Source organism: Streptomyces sp. NPDC005648 (assembly GCF_040605395.1).
Classification (GTDB): domain Bacteria; phylum Actinomycetota; class Actinomycetes; order Streptomycetales; family Streptomycetaceae; genus Streptomyces.
In genome coordinates this window covers 50,702-65,061 of the sequence record NZ_JBEXCS010000027.1, presented here as the reverse complement: position 1 = coordinate 65,061, position 14,360 = coordinate 50,702, and the positions used below count along the sequence as shown (strand labels likewise).

Below are 14,360 nucleotides of genomic sequence, written 5' to 3'. Positions count from 1 at the left end.
CAGTCGCACATCCTGCGGTCGGCCGTACCGGTCGCGTTCGGATGAGCGTCCCTCGGACGTGCTACACGCAAATGGGGCACATCGGGGGCGCGCACGCTGTTAAAGTGCGCTGCATGCCGACTGGCGTGGGACCGGGTGAGGTTCCGGGCCGCCGAAGGCAAGGGGGCCGGCGATGACGCACGGGGCAGGTACCGGACTACTGGCCAGGGAGCACACCGGTGCCGAAGTCGAGGCGCTTGCGCTGGAGTTGATCACGAAGCTCGCCGCGGGTGACGGGCATGTCCTGCTGGACCTGGAGATCGACGGCGTGCGCTGTCTCGTCCTGCGCGGCGACCGGACCGGGCCCGTCTCCTTACTGAGCCCGCGCGAGCTGGAGATCGCCCGTATGGTCGCCTGCGGCCACCCCAACAAGACGATCGCCTCGGTGCTGGAGATCAGCACCTGGACCGTCGCCTCCCATCTGCGCCGGATCTTCGTGAAGCTCGATGTCACCTCGCGGGCGGCGATGGTCAGCCGGCTGGCCTCGGCGGATCGGCAACTGGGCGGCGATCCGCTCGAACTGACACGGTCTCAGTTGTTGCCGGAGGGGTAAGCACCATGGTTTCCCGGTGGGACCGCCGGTCCCAGGCGGACGAGGCGAACTGGCTCGAGATCTACGGTGAGAGCGACCCCGTCTCCGTACCGCTGGCCAGTCTGTTCCGCGTTCACCCCGACCCCGCGCAGGAGTCCGCCGGGTATCTCTACGTGTGGACGTTCGGCTACACGGGGGACGTACCCGACAGGGCGGAGGTGCGGCTGCTGTTCCCGGCGGTCGACCGCTGGCGGGTGAAGGACGTCCAGGCGCTGGTGTACCACCTGCCTCCGGTGCAGGAGGAGCGGGAGTGGCGCACCGCGCTCGCGGAGGATCTGAACGCGCTCGCTCCGGCGGTGGGGCTGGCCGGTGAGATAGCGGCCAACGTGACCCCGCTGCCCGGACTCAGCGCGGCCTCCGCCGCCATCGCCCATCTGAAGCTGCGCAGCGCGCCCCAGGTCGGCAGGGACGCCTGGTACGTGCGCAGGATCCACCGGACCCTGGGCGGGGCGCCGTACTACGGAGTGGAGTGGACGCTCCCCGGCAAGCTGCTCCAGCAGGTCGGGACCCGGGTCACCGGGGCGCTGCTGGTGCAGTACTTCAGCGCCGAGCCCGTGCGCGGCGGCGGCCGGGCGGGCGGCGCGCTGCTCGGCCATGCCAGGCTGAGCACCGGGGGCAGGACCGTCGAGCTGCCGGCCGGGTCCTGGTCCGACCACGCCACGGTCGACGCCTTCGTCATGCTGCCGCTCACCGTGACGGCGCAGCCGGACGGCTGACCACTCCCGGGCCGCTCAGGGCGCCAGGATGTCCAGCTCCTGCAGCGCCCCCACCGTGATCTCCCGGGTCAGTTTCTCCGCGCGGGCCGCGTCTCCCTCCCGCACCGCCTCCGCGACCTGGACGTGCAGGGTGACGGCGGCCGGGTCGGGGTCCTCGAACATCACCTCGTGATGGGTGCGGCCGGCGAGGACCTCCGCCACGACGTCGCCGAGGCGGGCGAACATCTCGTTGCCGGAGGCGGTCAGGATGACGCGGTGGAAGGCCATGTCGTGGACGAGGTACCCCTCCAGCCTGTGGCCGCGCGAGTGGGCGACCATACCGAGGGCGCACTCGGTGAGCTCGGCGCACTGCTCCGCGCTCGCGTGCCGGGCGGCCAGCCCCGCCGCGACCGGTTCGATCGCCGAGCGCAGAACGGTCAGTGAGCGCAGCTGGTGGGGGCGGTCGGCGCCGGCCAGACGCCAGCGGATGACCTGCGGGTCGTAGACGTTCCACGCGGACTTCGGCTGCACCGTCACGCCCACCCGCCGGCGCGACTCGACCAGGTGCATGGACTCCAGGACCCGGACCGCCTCCCGCATCACCGAGCGTGACACGTCGAAGCGCTGGGCGAGCTCATCGGTGCGCAGAACGCTCCCCGGCGGGTACTCGCCCGCGGTGATGGCGGGGCCGAGGGTCTCCAGTACATGGCCGTGCAGCCCCCGGCCCGGTGTGCTCATGCACTCAGCGTACGGGGTGGATCACAGAGACAAAAAGTCAGACTTATTTATGCCAGGGTCTTGAATTCGTCGTACGTAATCGGTTTCAGTTACGTCGACATCATGTGTCGAAGAGGACAGTGAGGCAGCGATGAGCACCCCCCATGTCGTCGTGGTCATGGGCGTCGCGGGCACCGGCAAGACCACCATCGGTCCCCTGCTCGCGGCCCGGCTCGGCGTCCCGTACGCCGAGGGCGACGACTTCCACCCGCAGGCCAACATCGACAAGATGTCGGCCGGCGTCCCGCTCGCCGACGAGGACCGGTGGCCGTGGCTCGACGCCATCGGCGCCTGGGCGCACGGGCGGGCCGGTCTCGGCGGGGTGGTCAGCAGCTCGGCGCTGAAGCGGTCGTACCGCGACCGTCTGCGCGCCGCCGCCCCCGGCGTCGTCTTCGTCCATCTGACGGGCGACCGTGCCCTGATCGAGGACCGGATGTCGCATCGGCAGGGTCACTTCATGCCGACGGCGCTGCTCGACTCCCAGTTCGCCACCCTCCAGCCGCTCCAGGCGGACGAGGCGGGGGTCGCGGTGGACGTCACCGGCAGCCCCGAAGAGATCACCGAACGGGCCATGAAGGCGCTGAGCGCACTCCCCCACCCGGCCCGGTAAGACCCCCTACCCCACTCCCCGTACCTGCAAGGGAAAACCGTGACCAGACTCAGCGTCGAGATGCTGGCAGCGGACGCGCCCGAGCCGATCACCTCGGCCGGCCACGCTCAGCTGGGCATCGCCGTACTCGTGGGCATCGCCGTCATCGTCGTGCTCATCACCCAGTTCAAGCTGCACGCCTTCCTGTCCCTGACCATCGGCTCGCTGGTGCTCGGCGCCGTCGCGGGTGCCCCGCTGGACAAGGTCATCCTCAGCTTCACCACCGGACTCGGCACCACGGTCGCGAGCGTCGGTGTGCTGATCGCCCTGGGCTCCGTCCTCGGCAAGATGCTCGCCGACTCCGGCGGGGCGGACGAGATCGTCGACACGATCCTCGCCAGGGCCGGCGGCCGGGCGATGCCGTGGGCGATGGTGCTGATCGCCTCGGTCATCGGACTCCCGCTGTTCTTCGAGGTCGGCATCGTGCTGCTGATCCCGGTCGTGCTGATGGTCGCCAAGCGCGGCAACTACTCCGTGATGCGCATCGGCATCCCGGCGCTCGCCGGTCTGTCCGTGATGCACGGCCTCGTCCCGCCGCACCCCGGCCCGCTGGTCGCGATCTCCGCGGTCAAGGCCAACCTCGGTGTGACGCTGGCGCTGGGCATCCTGGTCGCCATCCCGACGGTGATCATCGCCGGCCCGCTGTTCTCCAAGGTCGCCGCCCGCTGGGTGGACGTCCCGGTCCCGGACCGGATGCTGCCGCCGCGCGCCTCCGAGGAGCTGGAGAACCGCCCCGGCTTCGGCGCCACCCTGGCGACCGTCCTGCTGCCGGTCGTGCTGATGCTGTCCAAGGCCCTGGTCGACATCATCATCGACGACCCGGCCGACCTCACCCAGCGCGTCTTCGACGTCATAGGGACCCCGCTGATCGCCCTGCTCGCCGCCGTGCTCGTCGGCATCTTCACCCTGCTGCGACCCGCCGGATTCGGCCGGGAGCGGCTGACGCCGCTGGTCGAGCAGGGACTCGCGCCCATCGCCGGCATCCTGCTGATCGTCGGCGCGGGCGGTGGCTTCAAGCAGACGCTGATCGACACCGGTGTCGGCCAGATGATCCTGGACATCTCCAAGGACTGGTCGATCCCGGCACTGCTGCTGGCCTGGCTGATCGCGGTGATCATCCGGCTCGCCACCGGTTCGGCGACGGTGGCGACGGTCTCGGCGGCCGGTCTCGTCGCCCCGCTCGCGGCCGACATGTCGACCACGCACACGGCCCTGCTGGTCCTGGCCATCGGCGCCGGCTCGCTCTTCTTCAGCCATGTCAACGACGCCGGATTCTGGCTGGTGAAGGAGTACTTCGGGCTGAGCGTCGGCCAGACCGTCAAGACCTGGTCCGTCATGGAGACCATCATCTCCGTGGTCGCGGGCGGCCTGGTCCTGCTCCTGTCGCTGGTCATCTAGGAGTACGAGGATGAGTCACCCCCTGTTCGACATCAGCGGCCGCACGGCCCTGGTCACCGGATCCAGCCGGGGCATCGGTCTCGCCCTCGCCCGGGGCCTGGCGGAGGCGGGCTGCACGGTGGTCCTCAACGGACGGGACGCCGGCCGTCTCACCGAGGCGGCGGCCGGACTGCCCGGCGAGGTCCACACGGCGGTCTTCGACGTCACCGACGGCGCCTCGGTCGGGGCGGGCGTCGCGGACGTCGAACAGCGGGTCGGCCCGCTGGACATCCTCGTCAACAACGCGGGCATCCAACTGCGCGCCCCGCTCCTGGAGTTCACCGACTCCGACTGGCACCGCATCCTGGACACCAACCTCACCAGCGCGTTCCTGGTGGGCCGGGAGGCGGCCCGGTACATGACGGCCCGCGGGCACGGGAAGATCGTCAACATCTGCTCGCTGCAGAGCGAGGTGGTCCGCCCCGGCATCGCGCCCTACGCGGCCACCAAGGGCGCGCTGAAGATGCTGACCAAGGGCATGTGCGCCGACTGGGGCCCACACGGCGTACAGGTCAACGGGCTCGGCCCGGGTTACATCGAGACCGAGCTCACCGAGGCCCTGGTCCGGGACGAGGAGTTCAGCGCCTGGGTGCGCCGGCGTACCCCGGCCGGCCGCTGGGGCACCACCGGGGACCTGGTGGGCGGGGTGCTGTTCCTGGCCTCGCCCGCCGCGGACTTCATCAGCGGGCAGGTGCTCTATGTCGACGGCGGAATGACGAGCGTGCTGTGAAGGGAGCCCACTGAGATGACGGCGGTGCTCGGCTGTGTGATCCATGGTCAGGGCGACCTGCGGGTCGAGGAGTTGCCCGTCCCGGCGCCCGGCCCGGGCCAGGCCCTGGTCGCCGTCCGCTACGGCGGAGTCTGCGGCTCGGACCTGCACTACTGGCGCCACGGCGGGGTCGGTGACTTCCGCCTCCGGGAGCCGATGCTGCTGGGACACGAGGTGGTGGGGACGGTCGTGGCGTACGGCGCCGGTGCGTCGGGACCCGTTCCCGGTACGGCGGTCGCCGTGCACCCGGCAACCCCCTGCGACGCCTGCCCGGAGTGCGTGGAGGGCCGCCGCAACGTCTGCCGGGACACCCGCTACCTCGGCAGCGCGGCCCGCCGCCCGCATGTCCAGGGCGGCTTCGCGGCCCGAGTGGTCGTACCCGCGGACCAGTTGAGGCCGCTCCCGGAGGGCCTGGGGCTGCGCCGGGCGGCTCTCGCCGAGCCCCTCTCCGTCGCCCTGCACGCCGTACGGCGGGCCGGTGAGGTGGCCGGCCGGCGCGTGCTGGTGACCGGTGCCGGTCCCATCGGCTGCCTGGTCGTCGCGGCGGCCAGGGCGGCGGGCGCGGCCCACGTCACGGTGAGCGACCTGCTCCCGGCGGCCCTGGAGTACGCCCGGACCGCCGGCGCCGACACCCTCGTACGAGCCGATGACCCGCGGGACACCGGGTGGCCGGACGAGGTGGACGTGGCCGTGGAGGCGTCCGGGGCGGCCGCCGGTCTGGAGACCTGTCTGCGGCTGGTGCGGCGCGGCGGGGTCGTGGTCCAGCTGGGGATGCTGCCGCCGGGGCCGAGCCCGTTCGCCGGGAACCTGGTGGTGAGCCGGGAGATCGACCTGCGGGGGGCCTTCCGCTTCGACACCGAGTTCGACGGGGCGCTGCGGCTGCTGGCGGCCGAGCCCGCGTTCGACGGCCTGGTCAGCGCGGTGGTCCCGGTGAAGGAGGCGGAGTCGGCGTTCGCCCTCGCCGCGGACCGGAGCCGCTCCTGCAAGGTCCTGCTGGACTTCGGCCCGCCCCGACCACCCGTCCCGGCATTTCCTGAGGCCGGTTCCGGCCCTTTTTGAACTTTGGACAAGAATCAGCCCAAGACGCCTTCCCCGCAGTCACGGTCGGCCCGATGATGAGGGGACCCCTGGGCACGACCCCCGGGGGGTGACCGTGTTCGGGGGGCGTCATGGCGGTTTCCCTCGGGATGCGTATCTCGGGGCTGCTCGTGGTCGGAGCGGTGGCGGTGGCCGTCGCGGCCTTCACCGGTGACGGAAGTGGCATGCCGGACGCGGGAGGCGGGGGCGGCACGATCGTGACCGTGACGCCGTCGCACGGTCCGGGCGCGCGACCGTCACCCACTCCCCGCCAGTCACCCGCCGGGGAAGCCGGAGCCACCGTGCCCCCGACCACCCCGGACCACACCCGCACCGGCACCTCACCCCGGACCGGTCCCCCGGCCCCCTCGCCGACCGCGCCCGCACTGCTCGATACCCCCGACTGGCTGCCGCCCGGGCCCACTTCACCCGACGCCGACCACATCCCCGACCCGTCGAGCGGCTACGACCTCCTCCGCGACCCCGGCCGCTGCCGGGCCGCGCTCGGCGCGATGCCACCGGCGTCGGCGGACCCGGAGTGGCGCGTCCTGCGCGCCCTCGCCACCGTCTGCCTCGCCGTGCAGGGCGAGGGCGGCGGCTGGACGTCGGCCGCCGCGGAGTACACCGCCCTGGCCGGCGAGGCGGACACCTGCAAGGGCCGGGCCGCGTACACCGTGCTCGGCGGAATGCTGGACTTCCACCGGCGACACCCGCGCGCCACCGTGCGGTTGACGGCGGTGCCGGGCGGCGCACCCGCGTGCGCGTACGCGATCGCGGGCGTCGACACCGGCGGCGACGGCGAGGCCCAGCCGGGCGACACGGTGGGGATCCAGCTGCGGGGCACCTACTTCGACCACGCCGAACTGCCGCGGTTCGGGAGCGTGTTCATCGGCGGTGAGCAGGCGGCCGGGCCGCTGGTGGTGCGGTCGGAGTCGGGCGACGGGCTGGTCCTCGCGGCGGTGGTCCCGTCGCTCGGCGACGGCTATCCGCGCCCGGTCGACGTGGTCGTGAAGTACGGCACCACGGAAGCCCGGTTGGCGGACGCCTTCACGGTGACGGCACCCACCCCCGCGCTCCCGTCGTCCCCTCCCCCGTCCTCAGGGGCGCCACAGGGGATGTTCGCGCTCCGCCCACTCCCGGCTCACCCGCCCCGTCCGTAGCCCGGCGCGCGCCTCCGGGTCGGCGATCGCCATGCCGATGTGCCCGGCGAGGACGATGCCGATGGTGAGGGCCAGCCAGTCGTGGACGAAGGTCGCGCTGGTGCGCCACATGATCGGGGTGAGGTGGGTGAACCACATGATCAGCCCCGTGCCGAGCATGACCAGCGTGGCCCCGGCGATCCAGGAGGCGTAGACCTTCTGTCCGGCGTTGAACTTCGCGGCCGGCCGCGAGGACCGCCGCTTGTCCCGGCGCAGGGCGGCCCGCAGCCAGATCCTGTCGTGCGGGCCGAAGCGGTTGAGGTGGCCGAGGTCGGCGCGGAAAGCGCGGGAGACCAGGCCCACCAGGACGGGCACGGGCAGGGCGAGCCCGGCGCACTCGTGGATCCGGACCACCAGCTCGCGGCGGCCGACGAGCTCGGCGAGCTGGGGGACGTAGAGGAAGGCGGCGGTCACCACGCACACGCCCATCAGCGCGGCCGTCGTGCGGTGCACCCACTTCTGGACCGGGCCGAAGCGCGGGACGTGGGTGACCGGCGGGGTGTGGGCCTCAGCTCGTAGGGTCATCGTCCCGCCCGTTCGACTTGCCGACCCAGGCGTCGACGTCGTAGCCGAGGTGCTCCCAGTAGCCGGGCTCCACATGCTCGGTGACGGTGATGCCGGAGAGCCACTTGGCGGACTTGTAGAAGTACATCGGCGCCACATAGAGGCGGACCGGGCCGCCGTGGTTGTGGCCGATGTCCTTGTTCTGCATGCGCAGCGCGACCAGGACGTCGGAGCGGCGGGCCTGGTCGAGGGTGAGGCTCTCGGTGTAGGCGCCGTCGAAGCAGGTGAAGTGCACCGCCCCGGCCTTGGCGCGCACTCCGGCGGCGTCCAGCAGCCGCGACAGCCGCACCCCTTCGAACGGTGTGTCGGGGACCCGCCAGCCGGTCACGCACTGCACGTCCTTGACCAGTCTGGTCTGGGGCAGGGCGCGCAGGTCGTCGAGGGTGTACGTCTTCGGGTGGTCGACGAGGCCGCCCACCGTGAGCCGGTAGTCCGAGGCGTTCTTGTGCGGCACGGAGGAGGTGACCGAGTAGTAGCGGAAGCCACCGCCGTTGGGCAGCAGCCCCGTCAGTCCGGTGGGGTCCTTCTCGGCCGCGGCGCCGAGGAAGCCCTCCAGGCCGCGCTGCAGGGTCGGCGCGGCGACCACGCCGAGGGCGCCCAGGCCGACGGTGCCCAGGAAGACCCGTCGGCCGACCGGTGTGCCGCGCTCCTCGGGCGGCCGCGGCCTGCCCGGCTCCTCGGTTGGTTCGGAGTTCACGTATCCATTCGAACACCCGCGAGCCCGGCCGGACCAGGAATCGCGGGTGCCGTCAGGTTTCCGTAATGACTTCTCACGGGATTCTCAGCCGCTACGACACCTCGCGCGCGGCCTCGTCCAGCCGGAACGCCTCGTTGCCGAGTCCGATCCGGGCGTGTGCCTCGGGTGAGCGGGAGCGCAGGACCACGCCCTGGACCAGGCCGACGACCAGGGCGAGACCGATGAGGCCGGGGAGCACCCAGCTCAGGGCCGAGTCGGGGCCCGCGCCGACCAGGACGTCGAAGTCCTTGACCGTGTAGCCGGCGATCACCAGCAGGGCGACGGCGGCGAGTGCGGAGGTGACCAGCCGGCGGGCCTGGGCGGCGGCCGCCCCGCGCCGGACGAAGAAGACGATGACCGACACGGAGGCGGCGGCCATCAGCAGGATCACACCGAGGGCGCCGATGTTGCCGGCCCAGGTGAACAGGTGCAGGACCGGCTCGGTCGGGTCGCCGACCGGCTTGTCGTCGACGACGGCGAAGCCGATCACGACGACCGCCGAGACGACGGTCTGCAGCAGGGAGCCGGTGCCGGGGGCGCCGCTCGCCCCGGTCGTCCGGCCGAAGGCGCGCGGCAGCAGGCCCTCGCGGCCCATCGCGAAGGCGTACCGGGCGACCACGTTGTGGAAGCTGAGCAGGGCCGCGAACATACCGGTCACGAACAGCACGTGCAGAACGTCGGTGAAGGTTCCGCCGAGCCGGGACTCGGTGAGGGTGAACAGCAGTCCGGCGCTCTCCTTCTGCGCCGTGCCGACGATCTTGGACGGGCCGGCGGCGACGGTGTACGCCCAGGAGCTGATCGCGAAGAAGACGGTGACGAAGGCGACGGCGAGGAGCATCACGCGCGGGACCAGGACATGCGGCCGGCTGGTCTCCTCCGCGTACACCGGCGCCTGCTCGAAGCCGGTGAAGGCGGCGATGCAGAAGCACAGGGCGGTGCCGACGCCCGCCCCGGTGAGGGTGTCCGGGTTGAAGGCGTGCAGGGACAGGCCCTGCGCGGCCGGGTCGGCGATCGAGGCGACGTCGAAGACGACGACCAGGATCACCTCGACGACCAGCAGCACGCCGAGCACACGCGCGTTGACGTCGATCTTCAGCAGGCCCAGCGCCCCGACGAGCGCCACGGCCACCAGCGCCGGTATCCACCAGGAGACGTCGACGTGCGCGTAGGTGGACAGCAGCCCGGAGACCTCGAAGCCGAAGATGCCGTAGATGCCGACCTGGAGCGCGCTGTAGGCGGCCAGCGCGACGAGGGCCGCGCTCGCGCCGGCGGTGCCGCCGAGGCCGCGGGAGATGTACGCGTAGAAGGCGCCCGCGTTGTGGACGTGCCGGCTCATCTCGGCGTAGCCGACGCTGAAGAGGATCAGCACCACGCCGAGGACGACGAAGAGGAGCGGCTGGCCGACGATCCCCATCACCGCGAATGTGGTGGGCATGACACCCGCGACCACCATGAGGGGGGCGGTGGCGGCGAGCACGGAGAGCAGCAGGCCGCCCGTGCCGAGGCGGTCGGCGCGCAGGGCGCGCTCCTCGCCGAGATAGGTACTGATGGCGGCGGGTCTGCTCGCACTCGAATTGCCCGTGGTCATCGGTGGACCATCTTTCTGTCGTCGTCGGTCTGTCATGCCATGCCGAGCGCGGCGGCGCGCGCGGCACGGAAGGCGGAGTGCGGCTCGTGGTGCGGATAGGACCAGGGCGCCGGGGTGATGTGCTCGCCGATCCGGTGGAAGAGGGCGGCGGCCTCGGCGCCGCGCCCCTCGCAGACCTTGGCGTGGGCGAGGAAGTTGAGGTCCACCAGCCGGCGCGGATGCCCCTCCTGCTCCCACTCCAGCCACCAGTCGAAGGCCGCCTTCATCACCTGACGGGCCCGGCGTCCGCTCCAGTGGCGCGAGGCCGCGGGCTCGGCGGGCTCGAACCCGGCGGCGGCCAGCACCCGGTAGCGCTCGGCGTGCGCGATCACCGGGAGGATGGCGAGCGGTGAGTCGGCGGGGGCCTGCTGGGCGGCCCAGTCGGCGAAGTCGTAGACCTCGTGCAGCGGGTCGGGACCGGCGCCCGAGTGGCGCTCGGCGAGACGGGCGACGATCAGGTGGTGGGCGTGGTGGTGGTCGGCGTGCCGGTTCCTGACCTCGCCGAAGAGCCGCAGGCACTCCTGCTCGGTGCCCTGCTCGCGCTCCAGGGTCAGCAGTCCGAGCCACGGGGTGGGGTCCGCGGGTATCAGCCCGGCGGCCTCCCGGCAGGCCTGGCGGGCGAGGTCCGCGGGCTCCTTGCCGCGCAGGGCCCGCTCGACGAGGGCGAGCGCGAGCAGCAGGGCCGCGTCCGCCGAGTCGGGCTCGGCGACCAGCCAGTCCCGCGCCCAGGCGGCGCTGTAGGGCTCGCGTGCGAGGACGACGGCCCGGTGTCCGCGGCGGTCCCAGTCGTCACCCGTGTGCACGAGCAGGGAGCGCGCGGCCTGCCAGCGCCCCTGCCGCAACGAGGCCCGGGCGGCGACCAGTTCGGCGTCGTCGAGGGCCGTGTCGAGCGTCTGGGCGGCTCGCTTGCGGATCCGGCCGAGGGGTGGCGGAGGAGGGGACACCGCGGGACTTCCTCACACGACGCGGCGTGCGTCAGGGGTTCGGGCTTTCGGGCTGGGGTCAACCGATCACGCACAGCAAACCCGCAGCCAAGGGTTTACGTCAAGGGCAGAACCGCCGTTACACGCGTCAACTTCCGTTACGGACGGGGTAATTGAGATTCGGACAATGACCGATGCGATTCAGCCGCCGACGACCCGTGTGGCGTACGCCATGGCGCGGCCGGTCCAGGCCCCTCACCATGGCGGGACGCCCGTGTCACCGCCGCGGGTCCGAGGAGCGGCGGACGAGAGCGACCGGGCCGCCCACCCGGATCCGGGTACTCCCAGGGGCAAGCCGGGCCCTGGGACGCTACAGTCACCCACTACGCACCCCGTGACCCGGCCTATCTGACTCGAGGTACGCAGCGTGTCGGTTCTGGTTCTGATTCTCGCCGTGAGTGCTGCCTGCTGCCTCGGCTTCGGGTTCGTACTCCAGCAGAACGCGGCCCAGCACGCGCCCCTGGGCGACTTCCTCTCGCCCCGGCTGCTCCTCGACCTGATGCGGGTGCCGCGCTGGCTCGGCGGCATCGGTCTGATGGTGGTCGGCATGGTCCTGGGCGCGACAGCCCTGAGCCAGGGCGAGATCTCCCTGGTGGAACCGCTGCTCGCCACGAACCTCCTGTTCGCCCTCGCCCTCTCCCGCCGGCAGACCCGACAGCCCCTCGGCCGCCAGGGCTGGACGGGCCTGCTGCTGCTCGCGGGCGGTGTGACGACGTTCATCGTCGCGGGCGAGCCGCGCGGCGGCAGCGCGGTCACCGACCCGTTCCGCCACTGGCTGATCATCGGCGCGATGGTCGGCCTGGCCCTGGTGCTCACCACCTACGCCAAGCGCTCCCGCCTCAGCTCCGGCCCGGTCCTCCTCGCCCTCGCGGCGGGTCTTCTCTACGGCGTCCAGGACGCCCTCACCCGGGTCAGCGGCCAGCGCTTCTCCGAGGCCGGCCTCACCGGGCTGATGACGGGCTGGCAGCCGTACGGCGTCGTCGCGCTCGGCGTCACGGGCCTGATCCTCGTCCAGAGCGCCTTCGAGACCGCGCCGCTGCGGATGTCCCTGCCCGCCCTGACCGCCGCCCAGCCGCTGGCCGGCATCCTCTGCGGGGTGGGGTTCCTGGGCGACCGGCTGCGCACCGACACCGGGGCGCTGGCCTGGGAGGCGGCGGGCCTGGCCGGGATCGTCGCGGGGATCGTCCTGCTCGGCATGCACCCCTGTATGCCGACCGGAGCCGGCAAGCCGGAGCGGGTCCGCGACCTCCAGCCCAACTGACGTGCCGCCGCCCGCCTGCTTGGATGGCGGCATGACGACCCCCGCAGACGAGATCCTCGACATCGTCGACGAGAACGACCAGGTCATCGGCCGGTCCCCGCGCGGCGAGGCCTACGCGAAGGGCCTGCGCCACCGCTGCGTCTTCATCCAGGCACGCGACACCGCCGGCCGTCTCTTCGTCCACCGCCGCACCCCGACCAAGCTGGTCTTCCCGTCGCTCTACGACATGTTCGTCGGCGGAGTGGTCGGCGCGGGCGAGTCCTACGACGACGCGGCCCTGCGCGAGGCCGAGGAGGAGCTCGGCGTCTCGGACCTGCCGGCCCCGCGCTTCCTCTTCAAGTTCCTCTACGACGACGGCGCCGGCCGGACCTGGTGGTCGGCGGTGTACGAGGTCCGGTGCGCTTCGGAGGTCCACCCCCAGGTCGAGGAGGTGGCATGGCACGATTTCCTGCCGGAGGCGGAGGTGGAGCGCCGGCTCACGCGGTGGCAGTGGGTCCCCGACGGGCTGGCGGCCTATGAACGCCTGAAGGCCCACCGCGCGGCCGGCTGACCCGCCCTCAGCCGGCGGTGAACGCTCGGGCGACGCTCAGCGTGTCCTCGTAGAGGTGCAGACGGACGATCTCGCCGTCCTCGACCACCAGGTGCATGGCCGACGGGGTGGTGAACTCCTTGCCGGTGGCCGCGACCGTGTGCGTGAAGACCCCGAGCAGCATCACGTCACCGCCGTCGACGACGATCCGCTCCAGTACGACCTTGCTCCGGCCGGGCACGAAGTGCGGCCACATCGTGGTGAAGTACGGCGCGACCTCCTCCCGGCGGGTGCGGCGGCCGGTCCAGGGGAGTGCGTCGTCACCGGGGACGTACCAGTCGATGTCCGCCGCGAACAGTTCCTGGATGGCGTCCTGGTCCAGCCTGCCGAGGCGCTCCACGAACTGCTCGGCGACGGTCCGTGAGGTCTGGGTGTCCGTTGTCATCTTGCTTGTCCTTGTCTCTGGTCTCCCGTGGGCGTGCATGGGCTAGGCGGTCTCGAGCACGTCCCGCAGGACGTCCTCCAGTGTGGTTCTCGCCAGCTCCCTGCGAAGGACGGCCTCGATCTCGTCGTAGACGGAGGTCAGCGCCGGCCCGATGCCGTGGCCCACGACACACTCGGGGTCGGGCGTGGAGCGGTGCAGAGCGAAGACCGGCCCGGCGGCGATCGCCTCATGGACGTCGAGCAGGGTGATCGCGGCCAGCTCCCGGGAGAGCGTCCAGCCCGCTCCCGTACCTCGCCGCGAGTCGACGAGGCCGGCCTTGCGCAGCTCGGCCAGGAGACGGCGGATCACCACGGGGTTGGTGTTGACGCTGGTCGCGATCTGCTCGGAGGTGGCCACCTCGTGACCACGGCGCTGGTACAGCCCTATCCATGTGAGCGCATGCGCCGCGATGGTCAGCCTGCTGTTGGCGCTCACCCCGGACCTCATCCCTCTCGGCACTTCCAGCGTTTCGATTCGTCGTAACAATAACAGTTACGACGACTGCCGGCGACCCCCTTCGGCCGGCGCCCCGATAGGCTCCTGAGCGTGATCGAATTCGCACGGAACGTCCGCCTCTGGTTCGAACCCCAGGAGATCCGCGAAGAGGGCCGTACCCCCGACTACCGCTTCTCCCTCGCCAACGAACGCACCTTCCTCGCCTGGCTGCGCACCGCGCTCGCCCTGATCGGCGGCGGGTTCGCGGTGGACCAGTTCCTGCCGGACCTGCGGTGGGCCTGGCGGGTGGGACTCGCGCTCGCGCTGCTCGGGGCCGGGGTGCTGTGCTCGCTGCGGGCGGTCAACCACTGGATGCGGTGCGAGCGGGCGATGCGGCGCGGCGAGGACCTGCCGGTCTCCCGCTTTCCCGCGCTGCTGAGCGTGGTCGTCGCCGTGGTGGCCGTGGCGATGGTGTTCGTGGTGCTGGTGGGGTGGGAGGGGTGAACG

The 14,360-nt window shown here is 71.9% G+C and carries 17 protein-coding genes; 10 read left to right on the top strand and 7 right to left on the bottom strand.

Annotated elements, in window-relative coordinates; all coding sequences use genetic code 11:
- Positions 1-172: 172 nt before the first annotated feature.
- Positions 173-592 (top strand): helix-turn-helix transcriptional regulator, encoded by a 420-nt coding sequence (locus ABZT17_RS18030; RefSeq protein ID WP_356349857.1) that lies wholly within the window; start codon positions 173-175, stop codon positions 590-592.
- Positions 593-597: 5 nt separating this feature from the next.
- Positions 598-1,347, top strand: a complete 750-nt coding sequence (locus ABZT17_RS18025; protein ID WP_356349855.1) for a hypothetical protein — start codon at positions 598-600, stop codon at positions 1,345-1,347.
- A 15-nt stretch (positions 1,348-1,362) separates the two neighbouring features.
- Here the strand turns inward: ABZT17_RS18025 and ABZT17_RS18020 are convergent, their stop codons facing one another.
- Positions 1,363-2,064 (bottom strand): FadR/GntR family transcriptional regulator, encoded by a 702-nt coding sequence (locus ABZT17_RS18020; protein WP_356349853.1) that lies wholly within the window; start codon positions 2,062-2,064, stop codon positions 1,363-1,365.
- Between the two features lie 130 nt (positions 2,065-2,194).
- On the opposite strand from ABZT17_RS18020, the gene ABZT17_RS18015 reads away from it, so the two are divergent.
- From ABZT17_RS18015 to ABZT17_RS17995, 5 genes are all read left to right on the top strand, one after another.
- Complete coding sequence (locus tag ABZT17_RS18015) at positions 2,195-2,713, top strand: gluconokinase (RefSeq protein WP_356349850.1); 519 nt, start codon at positions 2,195-2,197, stop codon at positions 2,711-2,713.
- Between the two features lie 39 nt (positions 2,714-2,752).
- Complete coding sequence (locus ABZT17_RS18010; protein WP_356349848.1) at positions 2,753-4,150, top strand: gluconate:H+ symporter; 1,398 nt, start codon at positions 2,753-2,755, stop codon at positions 4,148-4,150.
- 10 nt (positions 4,151-4,160) lie between these two features.
- On the top strand, positions 4,161-4,919 hold the full coding sequence (locus ABZT17_RS18005) for an SDR family oxidoreductase (RefSeq protein WP_356349846.1): 759 nt from the start codon (positions 4,161-4,163) through the stop codon (positions 4,917-4,919).
- Positions 4,920-4,934: 15 nt separating this feature from the next.
- Positions 4,935-6,017 carry an L-idonate 5-dehydrogenase gene (locus ABZT17_RS18000; protein WP_356349844.1) on the top strand — a complete coding sequence of 361 codons (1,083 nt, stop codon included), beginning with the start codon at positions 4,935-4,937 and terminating at the stop codon, positions 6,015-6,017.
- A gap of 110 nt (positions 6,018-6,127) precedes the next feature.
- Positions 6,128-7,195, top strand: a complete 1,068-nt coding sequence (locus ABZT17_RS17995; RefSeq protein WP_356349841.1) for a hypothetical protein — start codon at positions 6,128-6,130, stop codon at positions 7,193-7,195.
- Here the strand turns inward: ABZT17_RS17995 and ABZT17_RS17990 are convergent.
- The 4 genes from ABZT17_RS17990 to ABZT17_RS17975 all read right to left on the bottom strand — a co-directional run bounded on the left by ABZT17_RS17990 (position 7,133) and on the right by ABZT17_RS17975 (position 11,105).
- The gene (locus ABZT17_RS17990) at positions 7,133-7,759 is read right to left on the bottom strand and encodes a cytochrome b/b6 domain-containing protein (protein WP_356349838.1); all 627 of its coding nucleotides are present in this window, start codon (positions 7,757-7,759) and stop codon (positions 7,133-7,135) included. The genes ABZT17_RS17995 and ABZT17_RS17990 overlap by 63 nt on opposite strands.
- On the bottom strand, positions 7,743-8,495 hold the full coding sequence (locus ABZT17_RS17985) for a molybdopterin-dependent oxidoreductase (RefSeq protein WP_356349832.1): 753 nt from the start codon (positions 8,493-8,495) through the stop codon (positions 7,743-7,745). The genes ABZT17_RS17990 and ABZT17_RS17985 overlap by 17 nt, the downstream gene beginning before the upstream one ends.
- Positions 8,496-8,586: 91 nt before the next feature.
- On the bottom strand, positions 8,587-10,122 hold the full coding sequence (locus ABZT17_RS17980; protein ID WP_356349829.1) for an APC family permease: 1,536 nt from the start codon (positions 10,120-10,122) through the stop codon (positions 8,587-8,589).
- Between the two features lie 32 nt (positions 10,123-10,154).
- Positions 10,155-11,105, bottom strand: coding sequence for a hypothetical protein (locus ABZT17_RS17975; protein WP_356349826.1), 951 nt, complete (start codon positions 11,103-11,105; stop codon positions 10,155-10,157).
- 406 nt (positions 11,106-11,511) lie between these two features.
- On the opposite strand from ABZT17_RS17975, the gene ABZT17_RS17970 reads away from it, so the two are divergent.
- Positions 11,512-12,405 (top strand): DMT family transporter, encoded by an 894-nt coding sequence (locus tag ABZT17_RS17970; RefSeq protein WP_356349823.1) that lies wholly within the window; start codon positions 11,512-11,514, stop codon positions 12,403-12,405.
- A gap of 31 nt (positions 12,406-12,436) precedes the next feature.
- Positions 12,437-12,955 carry an NUDIX domain-containing protein gene (locus ABZT17_RS17965; protein WP_356349820.1) on the top strand — a complete coding sequence of 173 codons (519 nt, stop codon included), beginning with the start codon at positions 12,437-12,439 and terminating at the stop codon, positions 12,953-12,955.
- A gap of 7 nt (positions 12,956-12,962) precedes the next feature.
- On the opposite strand, the gene ABZT17_RS17960 is transcribed toward ABZT17_RS17965, so the two are convergent.
- On the bottom strand, positions 12,963-13,379 hold the full coding sequence (locus ABZT17_RS17960; RefSeq protein WP_356349816.1) for a nuclear transport factor 2 family protein: 417 nt from the start codon (positions 13,377-13,379) through the stop codon (positions 12,963-12,965).
- A 42-nt stretch (positions 13,380-13,421) separates the two neighbouring features.
- Positions 13,422-13,853 carry an Rrf2 family transcriptional regulator gene (locus tag ABZT17_RS17955; RefSeq protein WP_356349814.1) on the bottom strand — a complete coding sequence of 144 codons (432 nt, stop codon included), beginning with the start codon at positions 13,851-13,853 and terminating at the stop codon, positions 13,422-13,424.
- A gap of 111 nt (positions 13,854-13,964) precedes the next feature.
- Between ABZT17_RS17955 and ABZT17_RS17950 the strand changes: the two genes are divergently transcribed.
- Complete coding sequence (locus tag ABZT17_RS17950; RefSeq protein WP_356349811.1) at positions 13,965-14,357, top strand: DUF202 domain-containing protein; 393 nt, start codon at positions 13,965-13,967, stop codon at positions 14,355-14,357.
- The last annotated feature ends 3 nt before the right edge of the window (positions 14,358-14,360 follow it).

Bases quoted from the DNA above. Each gene is read 5' to 3' on its own strand.
- ABZT17_RS17980 (WP_356349829.1), bottom strand. From the start codon at position 10,122: ATGACCACGGGCAATTCGAGTGCGAGCAGACCCGCCGCCATCAGTACC.
- ABZT17_RS17965 (WP_356349820.1), top strand. From the start codon at position 12,437: ATGACGACCCCCGCAGACGAGATCCTCGACATCGTCGACGAGAACGAC.
- ABZT17_RS17995 (WP_356349841.1), top strand. From the start codon at position 6,128: ATGGCGGTTTCCCTCGGGATGCGTATCTCGGGGCTGCTCGTGGTCGGA.
- ABZT17_RS18030 (WP_356349857.1), top strand. From the start codon at position 173: ATGACGCACGGGGCAGGTACCGGACTACTGGCCAGGGAGCACACCGGT.
- ABZT17_RS18015 (WP_356349850.1), top strand. From the start codon at position 2,195: ATGAGCACCCCCCATGTCGTCGTGGTCATGGGCGTCGCGGGCACCGGC.
- ABZT17_RS18025 (WP_356349855.1), top strand. From the start codon at position 598: ATGGTTTCCCGGTGGGACCGCCGGTCCCAGGCGGACGAGGCGAACTGG.
- ABZT17_RS17990 (WP_356349838.1), bottom strand. From the start codon at position 7,759: ATGACCCTACGAGCTGAGGCCCACACCCCGCCGGTCACCCACGTCCCG.
- ABZT17_RS18005 (WP_356349846.1), top strand. From the start codon at position 4,161: ATGAGTCACCCCCTGTTCGACATCAGCGGCCGCACGGCCCTGGTCACC.
- ABZT17_RS18020 (WP_356349853.1), bottom strand. From the start codon at position 2,064: ATGAGCACACCGGGCCGGGGGCTGCACGGCCATGTACTGGAGACCCTC.
- ABZT17_RS18000 (WP_356349844.1), top strand. From the start codon at position 4,935: ATGACGGCGGTGCTCGGCTGTGTGATCCATGGTCAGGGCGACCTGCGG.
- ABZT17_RS17960 (WP_356349816.1), bottom strand. From the start codon at position 13,379: ATGACAACGGACACCCAGACCTCACGGACCGTCGCCGAGCAGTTCGTG.